Source organism: Alkalihalobacterium sp. TH-98 (genome assembly GCF_057473385.1).
In genome coordinates, this window is sequence record NZ_JBYCKM010000009.1 from 344,263 (window position 1) to 366,121 (window position 21,859).

The following is a 21,859-nucleotide window of genomic DNA, read 5'->3' on the forward strand; positions in this document are numbered from 1 at the left end:
GGTGTCCTCTAGGGGATAGCACAACCAGCAACCCGATTGTAAACCTTAAAGCAATTACTAGGATAAAAACACAAAAGACTGACTCATCCGGTCACTAAACGTGCCCTTTTGAGTCAGCCTCTTCTTCATTTCGTTTTTGAACATCACGCAATTCATTAATACGCTTTTCATCTTCTTGAAAATATTGAACGAGATCACCAATCCGATCTATTGCGTCCCAGCTTAAATGATGTTCAATTCCCTCAACATCTACATAAATGTTTTCGTTTGTAACACCGATTATTTTCATAAAGTCTTCTAATAGGTCATGGCGGTATACTAAACGCTTACCTATTTTTTTTCCTTTTGGAGTTAAAACCAATCCGCGGTATTTCTCATATATTAAGTATTCGCTTTTGTCTAATTTTTGAACCATTTTTGTAACGGAAGACGGATGAACTTCCAACGCCTCTGCAATATCAGAAACCCTCGCATACCCTTTATCTTCTATAAGCATATATATCCGTTCTAAATAATCTTCCATACTAGGTGTTGGCATCGGTACTCCTCCACTCCATTCGTCTCTTGTCCAATTAAGTCTAAACTATATTTTACTATAACTGACGATAGACAACAATGTTTTTCGACTCCAATAATTTGCCAAAAGCTTAAACACATTAAAAGCATCCCAAAATTAAAGAGTCTGGCCTCATATCTCGCGTTTTAATAGTGACATACATAGAACACACTATAAGCGAAAGAGCCAGACTCTTTTTATTATCTTTGTTTACTTTTATCGTTTATACCTTAGAGGCCACACTTTAATTGAGCGCCACAACTTGTACATGTGTTACAACCGCCAAGGTCTTCCACTGTCCCTTCACGACAAACAGGGCAAGTATCTCCAACTTCAGAACCAAATGTTACTTTAGTTGAACGAAGATCTGCAATTGTGTCTACTAATACAACAGGTTGCCTTTTCGTTGCACTTTCCGGTGCTTCATTATCAAATGTATTTTCTTCAGCACTTAACGTTAGTACTTGAGCGTCACGACTTCCATCAACATAAACCGTTCCACCCTTAGCTCCGCCTTTATAGAGACGCTCGTACACTTTTTGTACTTGTTCTACTGTGTAGCCTTTTGGAGCATTTACCGTTTTTGATAAAGAGCTGTCAACCCAACGTTGGATAACACACTGTACATCAGCATGTGCTTCTGGAGCTAACTCCATCGAAGAAACAAACCATTCAGGTAAGTTATCCTTGCTTGCTTCGGGATTATCATTCAAGTATTCTTGAACAATTTCAGCATTTACTTCAATAAATTTTCCTAAGCGGCCACTACGGTAGTACGAAAATGAGAAGTATGGTTCAAGACCTGTCGATACACCAACCATCGTCCCGGTAGAACCAGTAGGAGCTACGGTTAATAGATGAGAGTTACGGATCCCATGTTCAAGGATTCCTTGACGAATATCCTCAGGCATTTTTTCCATGTATCCTGTATTGATAAATGCTTCTCTTAATGCAACCGTGTCTTCGTACGTTTCCCCTACTAGAAAAGGAAAACTTCCTTTTTCTTTCGCAAGGTCAATACTTGTACGATAAGCTGTAGTTGCAATAGTCTCGAAAATACGGTCTACCAGTTGATCTCCTTGTTCAGAACCGTAAACTGTTTCACAATAGATGAGTAAGTCGTGTAATCCCATTACTCCTAAACCGACACGGCGTTCACCTTTTGCTTGTTTTGTATTTTGCTCTAAGAAGTAAGGCGTAGCGTCAATTACGTTATCTTGCATACGCACTCCAACTTCAACGGTTTGCTTTAACTTTTCAAAGTCTACAACTTTATTTTCTTTATCAGCCATTTCAGCTAAGTTAATCGCTGCAAGGTTACAAACTGAATATGGCGCAAGTGGTTGTTCCAATAATGTTATCCTATCGGCTTTTTATCCGATAGTTCTGCTCTTTGAATTCAGCATGCTCCAGTATTGAATGTAAGTTTGGTTTTCCTACTGAGGTAAACTACAGTATTCCTATTAACGTTAAAAAGTTTTGCTACCTCGGTTGCACATAAACCATTATCAGCAGCTTCCTTTAACCAAACTTTATCTTTATAGAGCACGTTGTCACCCCACAATAAGTTCTATGTTAATTATATTATAACTTTTTAGGGTAACAAAGCAGTTCAGCATACCTTTTCATTATACGTTTTAAACGTAAAATGCTGCGGCCTCTTGGATGGGTTATATTCTCTATTTCTAGAGGTTCACCATCTATGCGTTGCCCCTGACTAAAGTTTTACGTTTAGCCTTCGGTTCGGATTAGCATCTCAGCCTTCCCGCTTTATTCCGCAGTTTTTTACGTGAGGCAAACTAAGCTACTCTACCACACGGATTCGTTGCAACTACCTTTTGACCATATGCTTTAGCATTCGTCATGTCGTTTGCATTATCAATAAAGAAAATTCCAGGCTCAGCAGAATACGTCGCGCAAATATTGATTAAGTTCCATAATTCTTTCGCCTTAATCGTTCGGTACGTTCTAACTTTAAAGCCACGTTTTTCCCACTCGCGTACATCACCATAATCATGCCATTCTCTATTATAAATTTCCATTTCTTCTTCCGTATAATTCTCAACATCCGGGAAGCGTAATGGATAATTTGCGTCTTTTTCAACGGCTTCCATAAATTCTTTCGTTAAACAGACTGAGATATTCGCACCAGTTAAGAACTCAGAATTATTAACCGTATACGTTCCTCCAACCGCTAGCTTCTCTTCAGCCTCTTTAATTATTTTATCGTTAAATCCGCCTTGACCTTCGACATTTTTAAAGTTAACAATTCCTTGATACATTGCTTCTTCTACGTTTGACAGTGGATTGAACTTCAATTTATCTTTTACAAGCTTTTTAATTTGATCATCTTTAGTCGTCTCTAATAAGAAACGTAAGATACGAGGGTTTTGCATTTTAGAAATAATAAATTCTAAGATGTCCGGGTGCCAATCTGATAGCATAATCATTTGAGCCCCACGTCTTGAACCGCCTTGCTCAACTAGATGTGTTAACTTTGCAATATCATCTAGCCAAGATACTGATCCAGAAGATTTCCCATTTACTCCTCTTGCTAGAGTGTTTCGAGGACGTAATGTTGAACCGTTTGTTCCAACCCCGCCACCACGGCTCATAATCTCCATTACTTGTTTACGGTGTTCAGAAATACCTTCTCTTGAGTCTTTTACATACGGCATCACGTAGCAGTTAAAATAGGTAACATCCGTTCCTGCACCTGCACCATATAAAACTCGCCCAGCTGGTATAAAATTCATATGAACTAGTTCATGATAGAACTTTTCATATGTTTCTTGGCGTTTTTTCTCATCTACTTCAACAGATGCCAGCCCCGTAGCAACACGCTTTGCAATTTGCTCATAATAAATTTCTAATGGCTTTTCAATTGTATCTAGTGAGCGTTCGACGATGCCTGTTTGCATTTCGTTCGGTTCATCTAAAACACCATGAAATTCCTCATCAACGAGTACTTTCGCTTTATTAGCTTCTCGATCAATTTCAAGAATAAAGCCAAAGCCTCTCGCTGGGAATTTAGGATCATCTTTCACAGTAAGAACAACGAAATCCCCTTCTTTTAGTGTTTTCTTTTCTGTGTCTTTAAATGTGTAACGATCGAGCATTACGAGGCGAGAAACACCTTTTTTCGTAATGTTCATGTCCTCTGTTATTGGATGAACTTGAGGAAACACCTTAATATCATCATTGAGTCTTTCTTTGTTGATCGTCATCACCTTTGACATCATCATCGTCATACAAATAAGCTCCTCTCTTTTGTATCTTATCTATTTTTCTTCTGCTGAACATGTTGTATGTAGCAAAGAGGTTTAATTTTTTGAAAGTTACCAACAATTTCATGATTACGGGTAACTTGGACAAGCGTAACATAAAATAAATCCCAAATCAATATATTGTGTATCAAAGAATTAAATATATACTATATATTGTGAATTTGTTCGTCCGTACATCTTATTTGTCAATGTTAAAAGAAATGAAAGAAACAGAGATATTTCGAGAATAGATTAAATTTACTACTTAAATTCGACGTAATCAAACAATTTTCTTTGTTGCATTTTAGTAATAGTCAAAAAGGTTGATTTGTAGCGTTTTTAACATTTCCTTAACAACTTTTAGGTAATAATACCTAGAGAATCTCTATAGCGAAAATGATAAATTGAAGTACAAGACATTAAAGGAGGTAAAATTAATGGACTACGTTCTTTACCAAAATCGTATTATACCAAAAAATGAACTACATATAGATATGGATGATAGAGGATATAATTTTGGGGATGGAATATATGAAGTTGTACGTGTTTATAACGGAATTCCATTTGCAATGGATGAACATTTGGAACGCTTACAGCAAAGTGCCTCAGCGCTTGATATGTCAGTGCCGTATTCTATGGAAACAATAGAGGAACTCGTCTATGGCTTAATTCAAAAAAATGATATTAATAGTGGAATGATTTACTTTCAGCTAACACGAGGGATTCAACCACGAAATCATTTATACTCACGAGAGATAGAGCCTGTTCTTAGCGGTTTCTCGAAGCCACTTGAAACAAATGTCGAATGGCAGCAGAACGGCATTGATACGTGGATGACAAAAGATATCCGTTGGCTTCGCTGTGACATAAAAACCATTAACTTACTAGGAAATATAATGGCCAAAAGAGAAGCTAGTGATAACAATTGTCATGAAGCGCTTCAACATCGGGATGGGCTAGTGACTGAAGGATCATCTTCAAATCTTTTCATTGTTAAAGATGATGTTATTTATACACATCCATCTACCAATATCATTCTAAATGGCATCACGAGAAGAATTGCCATCCGTTTAGCACATCAAATAGAAGCAACAATTAAAGAGGAATCCTTTACGTTAGAAGAATTAAAACACGCTGATGAAGTTTTTATTACGAGTACTACAATGGAAGTAACTCCTGTTCGTTCGATTAAAGGGGATCTAACCGCTTCATATAGTATTGGGCCGTGGACAAGGAAATTACAAGAAGCATTTACAGATTACAGAAAGAAGCAGCAGTAGACACTGCTGCTTCATTTTTTATAATTCCAACTATCATTTGCATATCTTTCAGCCGCAATATTTTGGACTATTTCTTCTTCTTCTTCCGTTAATGTGTAAGGTTCTAATTTAATATCAAGACCACGTTCAAATCCTAGTTTAAATGCTTTCATTGCCTCTTCATAACTAACTGGTTGCTCTCTTAATTCATTAATTGCAACAGCTTTATTTTTAAAATTCTTTTGTAATCTCTCACGCACACGATCACTCGGATATTTAAATAGATCAAATAATTGATCCTCGTCTAAATCCAAAATGATAGACCCATGTTGCAAAATAACCCCTTTTTGCCTCGTTTGTGCACTTCCCGCAACTTTTCTACCTTCAACGACTAATTCATACCAAGAAGGGGCATCAAAACAAACAGCTGATCGTGGATTTTTCAAAGCATCTTTTTCTAGCTGCGATTTCGGGATCGCAAAATATGTGTCCAGTCCTAGTTCTTTAAATCCTTCTAATAACCCCTGTGAAATAACGCGATACGCCTCAGTAACTGTGTTTGGCATTTCCGGATGGGCTTCAGAAACTATCACACTATATGTTAATTCTTTATCGTGAAGGACACCTCTACCTCCTGTTGGCCTGCGTACAAAACCTAAGCCATACTTTTTTACAGCATCCATATTTATTTCTTTTTCTACTTTTTGAAAGTAACCAATGGATAATGTAGGGGGGTTCCAGCCATAAAAACGAATCGTAGGTGGAATGATACCCTCACTGTGCCAATTTAATAAAGCTTCATCTAACGCCATATTATAAGCTGGTGAACTGAAGCCAGAATCAATAAACCGCCATGTCTCTTTCATCATACATTTCCTCTTTTCTACTACTAAAATACAAACCTAAGTGTATCAAAAGACGAATTAAAACAAAAGAAACAAACTTTCGCTTATCCAATTCTCAATAAATCCCCTTAAAATTTATAAACAGAAACTAGTTAGTAGACAAACCATAAACTACTACCAACAATTACTTTGCGAAAATGGACTTCCATGTTTATAATAAATGAGGGAACTATTGATTGTTGTAAATAAAGGAGTGTTATTGTAAAAGATGGAATGGATTTTATGGGGTTTACTTTTTGGATTATTAGTATTTTTTATTGTGAAACGTTTTATTAAGCCTAAATATTTAACAGAGTTAACACAAGATGATTTCATTAAGGGCTACCGAAAAGCTCAACTCATTGACGTCAGGGAACCGAAAGAATTTAATGGCGGCCATATTCTAGGAGCGCGTAACATTCCAATGTCTCAATTAAGACAACGAATGAACGAAGTCCGTCCTGACCAAGCAGTTTATTTATACTGTCAGTCAGGTGCAAGAAGTCGTCAAGCAGCTGAAATCTTAAAGAAAAAGCGTAGCTGTGAAGACCTTAATCACCTTAAAGGTGGATTTAAAAAGTGGACAGGAAAAATTAAAAAGAAATAAATGTAGTGAGGACGTTTTCTTCTACAAAATCTTAACTAAATAAATCGAAACGAAGAGGACTGGATATTTTTCTAGTCTTTTTCTTATGAGTTTAATGCTGTTATTTTAATTAACTGGGTTGCTTTACCTATATGGCTAAATTCCTATTATTATAAGAAAAAACTAGACAGCAGTTAACTGTCTAGTTTAATCATAGTTACATTTCTTTTTCGTAACGTAATACTGGTTTTCTTGCAGCTGTCGTTTCATCTAGGCGGCCAATAACCGTATGATGCGGAGCTTCTTGAACGATTTCTGGATTGTCTTCTACTTCTTTTGCAATTTGGATCATTACATCGATAAACTCATCAAGCGTTTCTTTTGACTCCGTTTCAGTAGGTTCAATCATCATACACTCTTCAACGTTTAACGGGAAGTAAATCGTTGGTGGATGATAACCAAAATCAAGAAGACGTTTAGCCATATCCAACGTACGAACTCCTAATTTCTTTTGACGCTTACCAGAAATAACAAATTCATGTTTACAATGCTGTTGATATGGTAAATCAAAGTAAGGCTCTAAACGTCTCATCATATAGTTAGCATTTAACACTGCATACTCAGACACTAGGCGTAATCCAATAGGTCCCATTGTTCGGATATACGTGTAAGCACGAACATTAATACCAAAGTTGCCATAGTAAGGTTTAACACGACCAATGGACTCAGGTCGATTATAATCAAGACGATATGTCTCTCCATCTTTTACAATTAATGGTTTCGGTAAATAAGGAATTAAGTCTTTTTTAACCCCAACTGGTCCAGAACCTGGGCCACCACCGCCATGAGGGCCAGTAAATGTTTTGTGTAAGTTCAGATGCACCACATCGAATCCCATGTCTCCTGGTCTAGCAATTCCAAGAATAGCATTAGAATTTGCTCCATCATAGTAAAGCTTACCGCCAGCATTATGAATTATAGTTGCCATTTCAACAATATGTTCTTCAAATAATCCTAATGTGTTTGGATTCGTTAACATAAGAGCAGCTGTATCTTCTCCAACTACCTCTTTAAGATGCTCTAAATCAACTAAACCATTTTCATCTGTACGAACAGTGATCGAATCAAAACCTGCTACTGTCGCCGATGCTGGATTTGTTCCATGTGCAGAGTCAGGAACGATAACCTTTGTACGCTTTGTATCTCCATTTGCTTCATGATAAGCACGGATCAACATTAACCCCGTCCACTCACCATGCGCCCCTGCAGCGGGTTGAAGAGTTACTTCGTCCATTCCTGTGATTTCAGCTAATGACTCTTGTAACTCAAATAATAATTCTAATGCCCCTTGAACTTGCTCTTCTTCTTGATACGGATGAATATGAGCAAACCCTTCATAACGAGCTACATTCTCATTAATTTTGGGGTTGTACTTCATCGTACATGATCCAAGTGGATAAAAACCTGAGTCAACACCATGATTACGTTTAGATAGAGCCGTGTAATGACGCATTAACTGAAGTTCTGATACTTCTGGAAGCTCAGGCTCGTTCGTACGAACAAATTCTTCAGGAAGTAATTCAGCAAGATCTACTTCTGGTACATCACATTCAGGAAGGCTATGACTAATACGTCCTGGCTTACTCATTTCAAAAATTAGTGGTTGATTTTTACTCATTGATAGCCGCCCCCAATACACCAGCAAACTGGTCAATTTCAGTCTTTGTACGAATTTCTGTAATCGTTACTAACATATGTCCCTCTAGTTCGGGGTACGTTTTACCCAAATCATATCCGCCGATAATGCCTTGAGCAAACAACGCTTGATTTACTTCTTTTACAGGTTTGTTTAATTTAATGACAAATTCATTGAATGTTGGATGAGAAGAAACAACCTCTACGCCTGCTTCTTGCAGTTTCTTTTTGCCATATGCTGCTTTTTGAACGTTCTGGATAGCCATTTCCTTTACTCCAGACTTTCCAATTGCCGTCATAGCCACTGATGCAGCTAAAGCGTTCAATGCTTGGTTCGAACAAATATTAGAAGTCGCTTTTTCACGACGAATATGCTGTTCACGGGCTTGTAACGTTAGAACGAAACCACGTTGACCTTGATCATCTGTTGTCTGCCCCACTAGACGACCTGGAATTTTACGCATCAGCTTTTTCGTTGTTGCAAAATAACCGCAGTGTGGTCCGCCATATTGTGTTGGAATACCAAATGGTTGCGCATCTCCAATAACAATATCTGCACCAAACTCACCAGGTGGCTTTAGTGTTCCTAATGCAAGTGGGTTACTTGATACAACAAACATACCTTTTTCAGAATGCGTAACTTCCTCAATCGCAGCTAAGTTTTCAATTGCACCAAAGAAGTTAGGGTATTGCACAATTACACACGCAGTTTCACTATCGTACTTCGCTTTCAAATCATCTATATCCGTAACACCATCACGAATGTCAATCTCTACCACTGTTAAGTTTTGACCTTTTGCATTCGTTTTTAAGACGTCACGTGCTTCTGGATGAACAGCTTTAGAAACAAGGATTTGTTTTTTCTTTGTTTGTCCTGCACTCATCATCGCTGCTTCTGCAAGTGCTGTTGGTCCATCATACATAGAAGAGTTCGCAATATCCATACCTGTTAATTCACAAATCATCGTTTGGTATTCAAAGATGGCTTGAAGCTCACCTTGAGAGATTTCAGGTTGGTAAGGAGTATACGCTGTATAAAACTCAGACCTGGAAATCACATGATCAACAACAGATGGAATATAATGTTCATAAACTCCTGCCCCTAAGAACGATGGCATTTGTTTAATATTCGTATTCTTACTAGCAAGACCTTGAAGGTATTTTACTAGATCTGGTTCTGTTAATGCTTCTTTAATATTTAAGTTCCCTTTAAAGCGAATATCCTCTGGAATATCATTAAAAAGATCTTCTATTGACTGTACACCAATCGTCTCAAGCATCTCTTGCTTATCAGACTCGGTCATCGGTAAGTATCGAAAACTCATCGTTTTTCCCCCTAGTTTTGCCTTTTATAAAATGGTGTTTGAATTACTTTAGCTTTTAAACGTTTTTTCCTAACTTGAACCTCAACTTCTGTATCAATTACGGTAAACTCTTTATCAATAATGGCTAAGCCAATATTCTTCTTTAGTGTTGGAGATTGTGTACCTGTCGTTATAACTCCAACCTGGTTGTCATCAACGAAAACTTCGTACCCCGTACGAGGAATTCCTTTGTCGAGCATTTCAAGGCCAACAAGTTTTCTTGTCGTTCCTTCTGCTTTTTGTTTCTGTAGTGCCGCTTTCCCAATAAAGTCAGCTGCTTTATTGACTTTTACAGCAAAGCCCAAACCAGCTTCAAGAGGAGAAATTTCTTTCGTAAGTTCTTGACCGTATAATGGTAGTTTAGCTTCAAAACGTAGCGTATCTCTAGCCCCTAATCCGCACGGGAAAACTTCGCCATTCTTACCCTCTTCTAAAATAGCTGACCATAATTTTGCTGCGTCGTTTTCTTCACAATAAATTTCAAAACCATCTTCACCCGTATAGCCAGAACGAGAAACGAGAGATTTAACCCCAGCAACATCTACATTATCTTTGAAACGAAAAAAGCCAATTTTTGATAAGTCTTCGTTCGTTAATCGCTGTAATACAGATTCCGCTAACGGACCTTGTATCGCAAGTTGAGCAACATGATCTGAAACATTAACTAATTCAACCCCATCAATGATGTGGCTTTCTAACCAACTAGCATCTTTTTCTGTATTGGCAGCATTTACGACAAGTAGATAGTCTTCATCACTACGTTTATAAACGAGTAAATCATCTATCGTTCCTCCGTCTTCATAACACATCAAGGTGTATTTTGCTTGCCCTGCTTCCATATTTGCTAGATCATTTGTCATTACTAGTTGTAAGAACTCTAATGCCTTTTCACCCTTCACTTCAATTTCACCCATGTGGGAAACATCGAAAAGCCCGGCTTTAGTTCTTACTGCTTCATGTTCCTCTTTAATGCTTGAAAATTGAACCGGTAAATCCCAACCACCAAAATCAATTGTTTTAGCGCCATGTTCTTTATACAAGTCAAATAGTGGTGTTCTTTTTAAAGTTGACATGTCAATCCTCCTTAAATATTTAGCAAGAATACAAGATAGAAGGTAAAAATAAATTACCGCTAGATTAATGCAAATAACTGACCTTATGCATGGTTCAAGATATCTGACCTTAATCTAGACAGGACTAAAATATTTATTCTGTTTATAAAAAAAGACAGAGAAGTACATACTAAATCTATGTACTTCTCTGTCCTGATACCAGAAAGTTTCTTCCTTACTATATGAAGAAGCAAGGAATGTCTTCGTGGGTGGTTCTTAGACTACTAGTCACTGAACACTCTCCAGAGTCGCGTCGAGCAAGAGTCTGTTTGCCTGAGAGATTCACTTTCGCTTGCTCCTTCGGCGTCGCCAATTTGTTCTAAATCCGAACAATATACGAGCTCTCCCCTTGCTTTCATTCGCCATTATAAAGTTTTCGGTTGAAAATTTTATGTTTTAAACAAAATATTATATTAATATCCTATCAATTGATGAGTAGAAAGGCAATATAAAATTTTCAGGAAAGGGTGATATTTCTTGAATTTAGACGTTTTATTTGAGACATCATGGCAAGAAGATTTTTGCAAAAGGTTAGATGAAGATGGTCCTTGGTCGAACTGGGAGCTGTTTCAATTAGCTTATGAAGCTGAGCAACATTTATCCATCCCAGAGTTTCATGGACTTCAAGCACCCAAGCATCTGCCTCATTTAGAGCCGTACCCTCATCAAATTGAAGTTGCAAATACTGTAATCGAGAAAATGAACGGAAAAGCAATTTTAGCTGATGAAGTTGGATTAGGTAAGACCATCGAAGCAGGACTCATTTTAAAAGAATATATGATTCGCGGGCTCGCAAAAAAAGTACTAATTTTAGTTCCTGCCTCACTTGTCTCTCAATGGGCATACGAGTTAAATCAAAAATTTCATATTCCAGCAGTTGCACAGAAAAAAGCATATGTATGGGAGCAATGTGATGTAGTCGTTGCTTCAATTGATACGGCTAAACGAAATCCACACTTTGACATTGTTATGAAACAAGATTATGACTTAATTATTATTGATGAAGCTCATAAATTAAAAAATCCTAAAACTAAAAACTATGAGTTCGTAAAAAACTTAAAGAAGAAGTTTTGTTTGCTACTCACAGCAACTCCTGTACAAAACCGGTTAGATGAAATCTTTAATCTTGTTTCTCTTTTAAAGCCGGGACATCTTGGAGATTTATCAACGTTCGAAAAGAACTACCGATCTAATCAACGAGCGCCAAAAAATGATGAACAGTTGCGTGAGTTAGTTAATAAAGTAATGGTGCGAAACAGACGTGAAGAAACGGGAATAGAATGGACCAAACGAATTGTACAAACGGTTCCAATTACATTTAGTAAAGAAGAAAGAGAGTTGTATGATGCCATTTCTTCTTTAAAACATGACCCGAATGTTTTGACTAGCAGCTTTGGTATGCTCACACTGCAACGAGAAATTTGTTCAAGCCGAGAAGCTGCTTTTATGACATTAAAGAATATGATGGATAAAGCTAAAGAAGAAGGTCGTCCATTAAATAATGCCGACCGGTTTATTAAAATGATTGAAAATATTAAACAAAACTCAAAAGCTGAAAAAGCACTTGAAATTATTAAGGGAATAGATGGGAAAGTTATTATCTTTACGGAATACCGAGCAACACAACTATATCTTCAATGGTTTTTAAAGCAACACGGTATTTCTTCTGTTCCGTTCCGAGGCGGTTTTAAACGAGGTAAAAAAGATTGGATGAGACAACTCTTCCAAAATCATGCTCAAGTCTTGATTGCAACCGAAGCTGGAGGCGAAGGAATTAATCTCCAATTTTGCAGCCATATTATCAATTATGATTTACCGTGGAACCCAATGCGGATTGAGCAACGAATTGGGCGTATTCATCGTTTAGGTCAAAAAAATGATGTTCGTATATATAACTTTGCCGTAGAGGATACGGTAGAACAACACATTCTTAAATTGTTGTATGAGAAGATTAACTTATTTGAACGTGTCGTCGGTGAACTTGACGACATCTTAACCAAATTAGAACTACCTTCACTCGAAGAACACGTTTCTGAGATTTTACTTCACTCGGACTCAGAAGGAGAAGTCCGTGTGAAAATGGATCATTTATCCGCGATCATTAATGATATTTCTACTGAAACGGATCCTAACGAGGAGGGCGATACACATGCAACAGCAACACATCCATAATTACTTAGAGCGTTATTTTACAGCCAATCAAAGCCCTATCCTACATAGTGGCAATGGCTATCTTCAAGTTCAATTATCCATTGAACTTGATAAGACATTAATGAATCGCCCGTTTTATTGGCATTACCTAGAAAAAACAGGCGGGACACCTCAACCGATGCAGATGACCTTAGTAACAGATCATACAAAGGCACCTGAAGAAATAAAAGGTGAACAAATACACTTTGGATCTCCTAGGTTACACCAAATCTTTCAAACAACGAAAGAGCTCGGCGGATTTATTCGAATGTATGAAAATATTCAAATGGTTTCCCATGGGTCGGTCCCTCTTCAACCATGGCTTTGTACCAATGTTAAGATCTCATTTCAGTGCGACCGGAAAAAAGATGTCATTTTATCATTAGGATTAAATTTAATTCACGGCCAAATCGTTGATAATTTTTTTGACAGGATAAGAGAAAAAGAATTGACACCAAAAATTCCTGATTTTTGCTTTACCTTATCTCCACTAATTACACCGAAAAGCGGATTACTGAGGGTGGAGCGAACGATCGAGAATTATATTAATGAACAAGATAAAAATTGGGCAATCGAAGCAAGAAAGCGGTGGGATGAAGATTTACAGCTATTAAACCGTTTTTATGAAGAAGTTGATGAAAAGCCTGAAAGCTACGAAACCGAAAAAGAAGCACTTCGCAGTCAATATGAACCAAAAATTCGCGTACAATTTATCAACGGCGGAATGTTCTATTTAAGACAACAGTTCTTTTCCTAAAATGCAAAAGAGGCTGACCATAATAATGGCAGCCTCTTCTCTCTTTAGTGAGCAACTGGTGCACCAGAGATTAATGTCATAACTCCAAACCAGCCAAACACTGCTAACGAAATTGCTGCAAATCCTACAGCAAAAAAGTTCTTTTTGCGCACTTCACGAACTAGTCCCCATGCACAGAAAAGAGCAACTAAAGTCATGTTAATTCCAAGAAACACGATGCCTTCCCCCCTTATGTATAACGCTTTTACTAAATGGCATTTTCACCTATATTATAATAACTTGCGAGGGATGTTTCATTATAAACTTGAAAATGTCACAGAATATCCCTCTATAGCTTGACTCATTCTACCTCATTTTACTCTTTTTTTTTGCAAATGTCGAGGCTTGGAAAAAAGAATTCTAAGCACTTATAAAAACGCTTAAGAGAACGAGCGTTTTTTCTTATATAAATTCTTGTACGTAGGTGCTCATTCGTAATAATAACTTCGATTTATAAGAACTCTATACGAATCTGATATGCATTTGCATATCCCTCGATTAATTCTTTTACATGACAATCAACAAAAAATGTTCTCTTTTCATCATCATAAGCAATTACATCTTCTTCCATTTGTATAGTTGCCATTTTTATTTGCACTTCTTCACCATCTACAATTTTAAATGGTAACACAAGTTCACGATACAAATAATAGAGTTTGCCTTTCCAACCGTAATCGGAAAACTTTTCATAAACTGTTAGCTCTTCAAAGAGTAAAATCTCATGAACTTCTTCTATTAGACCTAAATTCGAAAACTGATTAGATAAGGAAGCAATAGCATTATGTTCAGTAAAAACATACAACGATTCAGCTTCATCGAAAGGATCTTGCTGATAAATATGAAAATAGCAGTTCTCTAATATGTTTATATCAATATTAAGGTTACTTTTTAACTCTAAGGCAAACCCACTATTCACGATAGACAACCCCATTCTTTGAACAACGTATGTATTCAGTGTAGAATAGGATTATATAAACTGCAATGGAGGAGATTTTATGAACTGGAAGCAAGTACCACTAGGTCCACTTCAAACCAACTGTTATATACTTATAAACGACCAAAAAGAAGCCGTCATCTTTGACCCAGGTGGAGACGGACCACAATTAAATGCGTACCTAAAAAAAGAAGGAATTACACCATTAGCTATCTTGCTGACTCACGCTCACTTCGATCATATCGGAGCCGTTGATGATGTAAGAAATGAGTGGGGTATTAAAGTTTATTTACATAAAAATGAAACAGAATGGCTTGGAGATTCAACAAAGAATGGTTCTGCTTTTTTCTTAGGAAATCAGGAAATTATTATTAATGACGCAGATCATATCATTCACGAAGAAGGGACATTAACGATTGGTTCTTTTGAATTCAAAATATATGAAACACCTGGTCATTCTCCAGGAAGTGTTTCTTTCTATTTTGGACCACTCGGTATTGTTTTTTCAGGAGATGCTCTATTTGCTGGCAGTATCGGCAGAACAGATCTACCTGGAGGGAATCATCAACAATTATTAGACTGTATTCATGATAAACTACTCGAACTACCAGAGGATACCATCGTAGCTTCCGGTCATGGACCGACAACAACAATTGGTCAAGAAATGGACTCAAATCCATTTTTAAGCGGTTTCTAGGAATATTCTTCTATAGAAAAAACTCGCCGATTGGTAAGCCTTTAAGCGAAGGGAGAGGGGTAGTTGCACCCTTTCTTAGTTCTAAGGTTGCAGACTACTTCGAATGTACTTCTTTACTGACAAATATGTATAAAAAGCAAAAAAATTGACCTCCTATCTGGGAGGTCACAAGGGGAGTAAATCGTATTGATAAATGAACTATGAGGGGGAGGGGGACTCCCAAAATCATTGTATTCACCAATGTATTAAAATTATATTATAGACTTTACACTATGTCAACAGTATTAACATGAATTTCTTTCGGTCTACTAAAAGTATTCTAATATCATAATTTAAAGCATTTAAGGGGATTTTATGGCACATCCAATCATTTCTTATATAAAGAATCAAACGAGTCAAAAAATAAATTATGCTGAATATATGGCAAAAGTACTTTATGACCCAGAATATGGCTATTATATGAAGCAAAAAGAAAAAGTTGGAAAAAAAGGCGACTTTATCACAACAAGTAACATTCATTCTATATTCGCCAAAGTATTTTGTTCTATCTTTCATGAGGTCATTACGAAAAATAATCTACCATTCGTCATCATCGAAATCGGTGGAGGAACTGGTCGCTTCACTTATGACTTATTAAAAGAATGGAAAGCAAAATATCCAGAAACATTTGAAGAACTCTCGTATTACTTAATTGAGGAAAGTCCTTACCACATTGCAATGCAAAAAGAGTTGCTAGGAGAATTTAACAACGTTCACTATTCTCCCTCTATTAAACATATGAATATTGACGCTTTTGATGGAATTGTATTTTCTAATGAATTAATAGACGCCTTCCCTGTACATGTTATAGAAAAACACAAAAACGTTATATATGAAGTTTTTATTACAGTAAATGAATTAGATGAATTAATGGAAGTGAGAGTACCACTTGAAAATAAAGAAATTCAAATGTGGATAGAAACATATGGACCAAAGCTAAATAATAATCAACGAATTGAGATTCCGTTAGCCATGAAGAAATGGATTGAAAAAATAAGTCAGTTCCTATATAAAGGAGCAATCTTTACAATTGATTATGGGTATTGGAACGAAGAGTGGCAACACCCGGAACGTCGGGATGGTAGTTTAAGGGGCTACTATCAGCATCAAATGATTGACAACCCATTACTCTATCCGAGTGATATGGATTTAACCACACATATCCAGTTGGATCCTTTTATTACGATTGGTAAAGAACATGGGCTCGAGACACAGCTCGTTACAACTCAAGATCAGTTTTTACTCCAGGCAGGAATTCTTAACTACTTACAAGAAAACTACGACCCTAATCCTTTTTCAGAAATAAGTAAGCAAAATCGAGCGATACGTTCCCTCATTACGGATGGGATGAGTAAAGCGTTTCATGTGATCGTTCAAGCAAAATCACTTTCAGTAACCGAAAGCCTTTCTTTCTTAAAAGCTGAAAAAGAGGCTGACTCATAAGTGTCAGCCTCTTCAGTATGTAAACTGAAGTTACATATTAGTGATTTCCAAATCCTGGTACAAGTAGGAAATGCGAATACCACGTAAAACCTACAAAGAAAACAGTTAAGTATGCACCAAAAAGGTAAATGTACACTCGCTCTGATAGATTTAAGTAGCTTAATGCAACGAAAGCCCCTGTTTGAGCAAAAAACAATAATGCCATGTTGTACATACTTCCAACAAAGAAAAGTACTGCAAAAATACCTGTCCAGAAGCCTAAAACACGAAACATACGATCCATTCCTGTCCCCTCCTTCTCTATGTCTTAATCCATTGATCAACAATAGTACATGTCTATGCTAATCATATCATAAAAAAATACAGTACACTACAATTATATATGACAATTAAATTGATTGTAAATGACTTATCCTTGTCTATATCGTGTCTTTCTATAATTACTTATATATTGCGTGTTCAAAAAGGAGGACAAAAAGATCCAGAAGTTCGAGGCGGTGCAGTTGCGAGTACCGCAGCGTATGCTATTAATACGTGAGGAACGAAGCAACAAACCAACGAACTTCCACAGGATGTGGTGACTTCGACGTTCCACAGGACGTGGGGCTCTTAGTCGAAGATCATCTATCCCTAGAGATTTTTCCCGGACTTTTTGAACATCCTCTTATAGAATAATCGTTGTATAGGAACAAGCAATGCAACCTTCATTTTTCATGGATTGCTCTTCTTTGAGTATAACTTCCCCAAAGAAAAACTCGAATATACCAAGTAATAGAGAATAGTGCATAGAACATAATGGAACAGAGTGTTCTCGAATAGCCTCTTTAAAAGTACAATTATAAATACTAAAACTTACTTGTTTTTCTTCCTGGTTAAAAGCAATTTCAGGATTTAGCCCTTGATTTGTAGCAATTTGCTCAATAAACTTAATTTTTTCTTCATCGTTAATATCTTCAATATTACGGTTTATTCGAGCTAGAAATGTTTTAGCCGATTCCATTCCAAATTTATAACCAATTTTCTTTAATGCTTCTACTCCTTCATCTCCAAAGCCAGCTAATGTCTCTAGACACAACTCAGCTAAGCGCTGATAGTCTCGATATGGAAACTGAAGACTAACGACTTCATCTGATAATCGGTAGAAACGACTAGGTCTCCCCCCCTTACCCGTCTTCTTTGTCTCTGAAACTACCATATTTACATCTTCTAATTTAGTTAAATGTAAACGAGCCACATTGGCATGAATGTTAAACTGGTCAGCTATTTCCTGAACTGTAACATCACCGTGTCGTTTCGTAACATATTGATATATGGAAAACCGAGTTGGATCTGATAAAACGCTAGTTATCTTAAGTGTTTGTTGCTCCAAATTACGTCACTCCCTCTTCATGTCTTGTACCATTATAATACAACTCAATAAACATTCAAATCAATTTTCAAAACTTGTAGTTTTTTGTCAAAGAAATATAAAAAAGATGACCCAATTATTGCTACAGCCAACCTCCTATTTTGAATTACACATTAAAATATAGGTCGGGAGCACAATCGATTGAGCCATCCTCGTTAATGCTATTATTTTTTTCGTTTTCGATTCTTTTTTAATATCATTGATAAAGCTAGTGGTAACATACCGAACATTTGATATTGTATAGGCGGTCTGGCTTCTTTCCTTTGCTTTCTCAATGCGATTCGCTCTTCTTTAGGGCGATCTACATAAGAAACAAATTGTTGAGTAACAAACTTTACATAGTCATTGAATGATGACAATTTTCCCACTCCCGAACCAAGCATTTGTAATTATTATTGTCACTTTGAGTGGTACTCATTCAAGATCAAAAGAATTTTTTCAACAATTTCAGAAATGGATAAATTTGTAGTATCAATCTTATAATCAGCGTCTTCGTAAAAAGGCATTCTTTGCAAAAACAGCTCATTTACCTGTTCTTTTGATTTATTTTGTAAAAGTGGTCTTGTAGTGTCGCCTTTAGTTCTTTCTAAAATCTTCTCAATATCACAATGTAAATAAACAATGCTGCCTTTTTCTCGCATAATCTTTCGGTTTACTTCATTGACAACAATACCACCACCTGTTGTTACAATCGTATTTTCGATAGGTAACTGTTCTAACACATCGGTTTCATATGACCGAAAGGCCCCTTCGCCTTCTTCCTGAAATATCGTTGCAATACTTTTATGTTTTGTGGTTTCAATTTTTGCATCTGTATCTAGTAGAGTATAATTTAATTTTTCTGCCAGTATTTTTCCAATAGTTGATTTTCCTGCCCCCATAAATCCAGTTAAAAAGATAATGTTTACCCCATCGTATACTCTGTCCATTCCTTCACCCTCATTTTTTCTTTGTCTAGTAGAAATCGAACGACTCTTTGCCTTTCCTTTTCTGTCCATACTTTAAGTTGTATGTTTAATGTATCATGGGTATCATCTAAAATCCAATACACAGCTGCACCTTTTTCGTAATTAAACGCACCTGAATGAGACCATTGATTGGTTGTTAAATCAGCAACTATATCAACCACAGCCATCTGCAGTAAGGACTCTAGAAGAAAAATCTCTTCTTGTTCTGCATAAAACTTTTTTTCAGTCACGTACATATCCAATACATGCATTAAAGCTAAAGATAAAAGTAGACAAAGAATTAAAGTGATAGGAAGAATAAACCCCTTTTGTCCATTTTTCTTCAACTGGTAACCTCCAAACAACATACGAAAGAGAACCTTCGCTCATACCTTTTCCCATTTGTATCAATTATTACTACTACGACACCATGAGGAACTAATTGGTAAGAAACAGAAGATACATGACGCAAAAATACATCATGTCCTTGTTGATTAACTCTCCTTCGAATAAGTTTTCCAAACTTTTCAATTGAAATAACTGTACCATCAGGTTTACGGAGCCTAAGTGTATCACCCGTAACCTCAATTTCACTTGCTTCTCTTATTTCCATACTAAATTGATTAAAAAATAATTCAACTTGGAGCTTATGAGGCTGTTCAGTTGGAGGAGGAAGGATAGGAATACTTTTAATAGCGAGAGGTAAAACGGAGGCAATGATTAATACTATGGTAAGAGCTATAATAACTTCAATTAATGTAAAACCTCTCTGATTTATTTTTTGGCATATCCGCATTTTTCAAAATCACGTCCATTTTTACTAGACCAGGAAAGACACACTTTAAGGTCTCTTTGTGTCACCTGAGTCACTGAACATTGGAACAATATATCCTCTTTTTCAAACACTCCATTTGGTAATTGATTTTCAAATAACCAACGTTGAAGCGTTTCATTTATCATTTTATTTGCGATATTTTCTTGACGGATTGTTATTCGTTCATCATAAACCTTTATAAAAGCGGGAAAAACGGAAAGAGATAGGATAGAAAATATAAAAATCGAAGCAATTACTTCTAGTAATGAAAAGCCTTTATCTCTCTTCAATATAAAAGCGCCCCTTCCCTATATGAAACACAATCATATACCGTTGACTACCCACATTCATAAATAACGTCCCAGCTTTGCTTATATTTCCGTTAGAGAGGAACCTGACATCAGTGGTACCTAAAGAACCACGTTCAAAGGTTACATCGATATTAATTGGCTGTTCATAAACAATTTGATTATGTTGCCTGATCCCATAGCAGCTACGTTCAGAATTGAAGTAAAAAACAGCGTGAGCGCCATTAGATATCGCAAGTTGTTGAGCATAATACAAGTCGTTTTCTAGTTGCGAGAGGAGAATATTTGTTTCATATGAAGAATAAGTGGAGTTAAGAGAGATCAGTGTAACAGAACTAACAACTGATATGACCGTTAATACAATGAGGAGTTCAACTAGCGTGTAGCCTTGTTGTTTTAAGTTCATTCAGGAAATACTACCTTACCTTCACTATCAATCTTTAAAGAGGAACCATTTGGACATGTTGTTTTATTTACAAATTCCGGTACTAGATCTTCAATCTTTTCTGGCTTCTTATTCTTTTCAATCGTATAAGCACCAACCTGTGCTTGAAGCAGATCAATCGTTGCTTCACACCCTTTCTCATTAGCAACATTAGTATTTTTCGTCATATTCGGTACAGCGATGAGTAGCAGGATGGATATGATCATTAAAACTATAAGCATTTCAATTAAAGTAAAACCTTTTTGTAATTTAAGCCACTTTTTCATAGACAACACACTCCTAATTAGAAAGGGGATAAAATAACTAATGATAGGGATGGTAACTTTAATGTCACTAAAACATGGGGAGATGGGGAGATGGATAAGATAGAGGGCTTACTGATCTACTATTTTATAGATGACATCACTCCTTATCAATTTATAAATTGATAATACAATAAGTTGATTTTAAAATCTCTATAATTACATAAAATTAACATATCTTTAAAAAACAAAAAACCTCAAGTTTAAACTTGAGATTAAAAACATTGCTTATGTAATGGTGCGGGTGAAGGGACTCGAACCCCCACGTCAAAGACACTAGATCCTAAGTCTAGCGCGTCTGCCAATTCCGCCACACCCGCGCATATAAATGGTGAGCCATGAAGGACTCGAACCTTCGACCCTCTGATTAAAAGTCAGATGCTCTACCAACTGAGCTAATGGCTCATGATGTTAATTCATGATGTTTCTCATGTCGTATCGGACGATGTTTCGCTTTGTGGTCCTACCTGTTCCTTCCTCTACTAGTAATACTTTGTAGCATGCTGTGTCGGAACAACTCGTACCAATTTCACGTTGTCTTGCTCGTAACTGAGCTAATGGCTCATGAAGTTTACTTCATTCAGCATAAAATTGACTAACTTAACTAATAACTATCATCTACTAATTTCTACAATGGTGACCCGTACGGGATTCGAACCCGTGTTACCGCCGTGAAAGGGCGGTGTCTTAACCGCTTGACCAACGGGCCAGATGACACTGGCGGAGAAGGAGGGATTTGAACCCTCGCGCCGGTTACCCGACCTATACCCTTAGCAGGGGCACCTCTTCAGCCACTTGAGTACTTCTCCATATT

General features: G+C 36.7%; 23 protein-coding genes, 4 tRNA genes, 2 pseudogenes and 1 riboswitch. Of the genes and pseudogenes, 7 read left to right on the forward strand and 22 right to left on the reverse strand.

All coding sequences use genetic code 11. The annotated features are described in order from the left end of the window. Nucleotides 1-94 precede the first annotated feature (94 nt). The 3 genes and pseudogenes from mntR to AC2VNP_RS04980 form a co-directional block, all read right to left on the reverse strand. The gene (gene mntR, locus AC2VNP_RS04970; RefSeq protein ID WP_486916282.1) at nucleotides 95-538 is read right to left on the reverse strand and encodes a transcriptional regulator MntR; all 444 of its coding nucleotides are present in this window, start codon (nucleotides 536-538) and stop codon (nucleotides 95-97) included. A 248-nt stretch (nucleotides 539-786) separates the two neighbouring features. Further along, nucleotides 787-1,905 (reverse strand): annotated as a pseudogene (locus tag AC2VNP_RS04975) (vitamin B12-dependent ribonucleotide reductase); the annotation flags it as partial. Nucleotides 1,906-2,370: 465 nt separating this feature from the next. Then, nucleotides 2,371-3,807, reverse strand: a pseudogene (locus tag AC2VNP_RS04980) (vitamin B12-dependent ribonucleotide reductase); the annotation flags it as partial. Nucleotides 3,808-4,259: 452 nt separating this feature from the next. On the opposite strand from AC2VNP_RS04980, the gene dat reads away from it, so the two are divergent. Continuing rightward, on the forward strand, nucleotides 4,260-5,102 hold the full coding sequence (gene dat, locus AC2VNP_RS04985) for a D-amino-acid transaminase (protein WP_486916283.1): 843 nt from the start codon (nucleotides 4,260-4,262) through the stop codon (nucleotides 5,100-5,102). A gap of 11 nt (nucleotides 5,103-5,113) precedes the next feature. Here the strand turns inward: dat and AC2VNP_RS04990 are convergent, their stop codons facing one another. Continuing rightward, the gene (locus AC2VNP_RS04990) at nucleotides 5,114-5,950 is read right to left on the reverse strand and encodes a lipoate--protein ligase family protein (protein ID WP_486916284.1); all 837 of its coding nucleotides are present in this window, start codon (nucleotides 5,948-5,950) and stop codon (nucleotides 5,114-5,116) included. A 244-nt stretch (nucleotides 5,951-6,194) separates the two neighbouring features. On the opposite strand from AC2VNP_RS04990, the gene AC2VNP_RS04995 reads away from it, so the two are divergent. Continuing rightward, the gene (locus AC2VNP_RS04995; RefSeq protein ID WP_486916285.1) at nucleotides 6,195-6,572 is read left to right on the forward strand and encodes a rhodanese-like domain-containing protein; all 378 of its coding nucleotides are present in this window, start codon (nucleotides 6,195-6,197) and stop codon (nucleotides 6,570-6,572) included. A gap of 196 nt (nucleotides 6,573-6,768) precedes the next feature. Here the strand turns inward: AC2VNP_RS04995 and gcvPB are convergent, their stop codons facing one another. Genes gcvPB through gcvT form a run of 3 tightly spaced genes read right to left on the reverse strand, consistent with a single transcriptional unit; the run spans nucleotide 6,769 to nucleotide 10,683 of the window. Beyond that, nucleotides 6,769-8,229 (reverse strand): aminomethyl-transferring glycine dehydrogenase subunit GcvPB, encoded by a 1,461-nt coding sequence (gene gcvPB / locus AC2VNP_RS05000; RefSeq protein ID WP_486916286.1) that lies wholly within the window; start codon nucleotides 8,227-8,229, stop codon nucleotides 6,769-6,771. Further along, on the reverse strand, nucleotides 8,222-9,571 hold the full coding sequence (gene gcvPA, locus AC2VNP_RS05005) for an aminomethyl-transferring glycine dehydrogenase subunit GcvPA (protein ID WP_486916287.1): 1,350 nt from the start codon (nucleotides 9,569-9,571) through the stop codon (nucleotides 8,222-8,224). The genes gcvPB and gcvPA overlap by 8 nt, the downstream gene beginning before the upstream one ends. Nucleotides 9,572-9,582: 11 nt before the next feature. Further along, the gene (gene gcvT, locus AC2VNP_RS05010; RefSeq protein WP_486916288.1) at nucleotides 9,583-10,683 is read right to left on the reverse strand and encodes a glycine cleavage system aminomethyltransferase GcvT; all 1,101 of its coding nucleotides are present in this window, start codon (nucleotides 10,681-10,683) and stop codon (nucleotides 9,583-9,585) included. A 290-nt stretch (nucleotides 10,684-10,973) separates the two neighbouring features. Next, a riboswitch (glycine riboswitch) is annotated at nucleotides 10,974-11,081 on the reverse strand. A gap of 118 nt (nucleotides 11,082-11,199) precedes the next feature. Here gcvT and AC2VNP_RS05015 point away from each other — a divergent pair. Next, nucleotides 11,200-12,894 carry a DEAD/DEAH box helicase gene (locus AC2VNP_RS05015; RefSeq protein WP_486916289.1) on the forward strand — a complete coding sequence of 565 codons (1,695 nt, stop codon included), beginning with the start codon at nucleotides 11,200-11,202 and terminating at the stop codon, nucleotides 12,892-12,894. Continuing rightward, a complete protein-coding gene (locus AC2VNP_RS05020) occupies nucleotides 12,872-13,669 on the forward strand; it encodes a YqhG family protein (RefSeq protein ID WP_486916290.1) in 798 nt (265 codons plus the stop codon). Before AC2VNP_RS05015 ends, AC2VNP_RS05020 begins: the two co-directional genes overlap by 23 nt. 44 nt (nucleotides 13,670-13,713) lie before the next feature. Here the strand turns inward: AC2VNP_RS05020 and AC2VNP_RS05025 are convergent, their stop codons facing one another. Next, nucleotides 13,714-13,884 carry a DUF2759 domain-containing protein gene (locus tag AC2VNP_RS05025; RefSeq protein ID WP_275116890.1) on the reverse strand — a complete coding sequence of 57 codons (171 nt, stop codon included), beginning with the start codon at nucleotides 13,882-13,884 and terminating at the stop codon, nucleotides 13,714-13,716. 275 nt (nucleotides 13,885-14,159) lie between these two features. Then, a complete protein-coding gene (locus AC2VNP_RS05030; RefSeq protein WP_486916291.1) occupies nucleotides 14,160-14,624 on the reverse strand; it encodes a hypothetical protein in 465 nt (154 codons plus the stop codon). Between the two features lie 79 nt (nucleotides 14,625-14,703). Here AC2VNP_RS05030 and AC2VNP_RS05035 point away from each other — a divergent pair, with 79 nt between their 5' ends. After that, entirely contained in the window at nucleotides 14,704-15,339 is a 636-nt protein-coding gene (locus AC2VNP_RS05035) for an MBL fold metallo-hydrolase (protein WP_486916292.1), read from the forward strand. Nucleotides 15,340-15,693: 354 nt separating this feature from the next. Then, entirely contained in the window at nucleotides 15,694-16,821 is a 1,128-nt protein-coding gene (locus AC2VNP_RS05040; protein ID WP_486916293.1) for a class I SAM-dependent methyltransferase, read from the forward strand. 37 nt (nucleotides 16,822-16,858) lie between these two features. On the opposite strand, the gene AC2VNP_RS05045 is transcribed toward AC2VNP_RS05040, so the two are convergent. Beyond that, complete coding sequence (locus tag AC2VNP_RS05045) at nucleotides 16,859-17,104, reverse strand: DUF2626 domain-containing protein (RefSeq protein WP_216831716.1); 246 nt, start codon at nucleotides 17,102-17,104, stop codon at nucleotides 16,859-16,861. Nucleotides 17,105-17,203: 99 nt separating this feature from the next. On the opposite strand from AC2VNP_RS05045, the gene AC2VNP_RS05050 reads away from it, so the two are divergent. Beyond that, entirely contained in the window at nucleotides 17,204-17,359 is a 156-nt protein-coding gene (locus tag AC2VNP_RS05050) for a hypothetical protein (protein ID WP_486916294.1), read from the forward strand. A gap of 126 nt (nucleotides 17,360-17,485) precedes the next feature. Here the strand turns inward: AC2VNP_RS05050 and AC2VNP_RS05055 are convergent, their stop codons facing one another. From AC2VNP_RS05055 to AC2VNP_RS05110, 12 genes are all read right to left on the reverse strand, one after another. Continuing rightward, on the reverse strand, nucleotides 17,486-18,190 hold the full coding sequence (locus AC2VNP_RS05055; protein ID WP_486916295.1) for a helix-turn-helix transcriptional regulator: 705 nt from the start codon (nucleotides 18,188-18,190) through the stop codon (nucleotides 17,486-17,488). Between the two features lie 203 nt (nucleotides 18,191-18,393). Beyond that, nucleotides 18,394-18,588, reverse strand: a complete 195-nt coding sequence (locus tag AC2VNP_RS05060; protein WP_486916296.1) for a YqzE family protein — start codon at nucleotides 18,586-18,588, stop codon at nucleotides 18,394-18,396. A 39-nt stretch (nucleotides 18,589-18,627) separates the two neighbouring features. Then, a complete protein-coding gene (locus AC2VNP_RS05065; RefSeq protein WP_486916297.1) occupies nucleotides 18,628-19,158 on the reverse strand; it encodes a shikimate kinase in 531 nt (176 codons plus the stop codon). Continuing rightward, nucleotides 19,134-19,523 (reverse strand): competence type IV pilus minor pilin ComGG, encoded by a 390-nt coding sequence (comGG, locus tag AC2VNP_RS05070; protein ID WP_486916298.1) that lies wholly within the window; start codon nucleotides 19,521-19,523, stop codon nucleotides 19,134-19,136. Before comGG ends, AC2VNP_RS05065 begins: the two co-directional genes overlap by 25 nt. Then, nucleotides 19,520-19,972, reverse strand: a complete 453-nt coding sequence (gene comGF, locus AC2VNP_RS05075; RefSeq protein WP_486916299.1) for a competence type IV pilus minor pilin ComGF — start codon at nucleotides 19,970-19,972, stop codon at nucleotides 19,520-19,522. Before comGF ends, comGG begins: the two co-directional genes overlap by 4 nt. Continuing rightward, entirely contained in the window at nucleotides 19,951-20,280 is a 330-nt protein-coding gene (locus tag AC2VNP_RS05080) for a type II secretion system protein (protein ID WP_486916300.1), read from the reverse strand. Before AC2VNP_RS05080 ends, comGF begins: the two co-directional genes overlap by 22 nt. Beyond that, nucleotides 20,267-20,704 (reverse strand): competence type IV pilus minor pilin ComGD, encoded by a 438-nt coding sequence (gene comGD, locus AC2VNP_RS05085; protein WP_486916301.1) that lies wholly within the window; start codon nucleotides 20,702-20,704, stop codon nucleotides 20,267-20,269. The genes AC2VNP_RS05080 and comGD overlap by 14 nt, the downstream gene beginning before the upstream one ends. Next, nucleotides 20,701-21,009 carry a competence type IV pilus major pilin ComGC gene (gene comGC / locus AC2VNP_RS05090; RefSeq protein ID WP_486916302.1) on the reverse strand — a complete coding sequence of 103 codons (309 nt, stop codon included), beginning with the start codon at nucleotides 21,007-21,009 and terminating at the stop codon, nucleotides 20,701-20,703. The genes comGD and comGC overlap by 4 nt, the downstream gene beginning before the upstream one ends. Before the next feature lie 272 nt (nucleotides 21,010-21,281). Next, nucleotides 21,282-21,365: transfer RNA gene (locus AC2VNP_RS05095), tRNA-Leu, on the reverse strand. A 9-nt stretch (nucleotides 21,366-21,374) separates the two neighbouring features. Further along, a tRNA-Lys gene (locus AC2VNP_RS05100) sits at nucleotides 21,375-21,450 on the reverse strand. A gap of 229 nt (nucleotides 21,451-21,679) precedes the next feature. After that, a tRNA-Glu gene (locus AC2VNP_RS05105) sits at nucleotides 21,680-21,754 on the reverse strand. Between the two features lie 9 nt (nucleotides 21,755-21,763). Continuing rightward, a tRNA-Ser gene (locus AC2VNP_RS05110) sits at nucleotides 21,764-21,854 on the reverse strand. Nucleotides 21,855-21,859 lie beyond the last annotated feature (5 nt).

Coding starts and splice junctions, on each gene's coding strand:
- AC2VNP_RS05045 (WP_216831716.1), bottom strand. CDS start 17,104: ATGGATCGTATGTTTCGTGTTTTAGGCTTCTGGACAGGTATTTTTGCA.
- AC2VNP_RS04995 (WP_486916285.1), top strand. CDS start 6,195: ATGGAATGGATTTTATGGGGTTTACTTTTTGGATTATTAGTATTTTTT.
- comGD (WP_486916301.1), bottom strand. CDS start 20,704: ATGAACTTAAAACAACAAGGCTACACGCTAGTTGAACTCCTCATTGTA.
- gcvPB (WP_486916286.1), bottom strand. CDS start 8,229: ATGAGTAAAAATCAACCACTAATTTTTGAAATGAGTAAGCCAGGACGT.
- mntR (WP_486916282.1), bottom strand. CDS start 538: ATGCCAACACCTAGTATGGAAGATTATTTAGAACGGATATATATGCTT.
- AC2VNP_RS05065 (WP_486916297.1), bottom strand. CDS start 19,158: ATGGACAGAGTATACGATGGGGTAAACATTATCTTTTTAACTGGATTT.
- comGC (WP_486916302.1), bottom strand. CDS start 21,009: ATGAAAAAGTGGCTTAAATTACAAAAAGGTTTTACTTTAATTGAAATG.
- AC2VNP_RS05035 (WP_486916292.1), top strand. CDS start 14,704: ATGAACTGGAAGCAAGTACCACTAGGTCCACTTCAAACCAACTGTTAT.
- dat (WP_486916283.1), top strand. CDS start 4,260: ATGGACTACGTTCTTTACCAAAATCGTATTATACCAAAAAATGAACTA.
- gcvT (WP_486916288.1), bottom strand. CDS start 10,683: ATGTCAACTTTAAAAAGAACACCACTATTTGACTTGTATAAAGAACAT.
- AC2VNP_RS05020 (WP_486916290.1), top strand. CDS start 12,872: ATGCAACAGCAACACATCCATAATTACTTAGAGCGTTATTTTACAGCC.
- gcvPA (WP_486916287.1), bottom strand. CDS start 9,571: ATGAGTTTTCGATACTTACCGATGACCGAGTCTGATAAGCAAGAGATG.
- AC2VNP_RS04990 (WP_486916284.1), bottom strand. CDS start 5,950: ATGATGAAAGAGACATGGCGGTTTATTGATTCTGGCTTCAGTTCACCA.
- comGF (WP_486916299.1), bottom strand. CDS start 19,972: ATGCGGATATGCCAAAAAATAAATCAGAGAGGTTTTACATTAATTGAA.
- AC2VNP_RS05040 (WP_486916293.1), top strand. CDS start 15,694: ATGGCACATCCAATCATTTCTTATATAAAGAATCAAACGAGTCAAAAA.
- AC2VNP_RS05050 (WP_486916294.1), top strand. CDS start 17,204: ATGACAATTAAATTGATTGTAAATGACTTATCCTTGTCTATATCGTGT.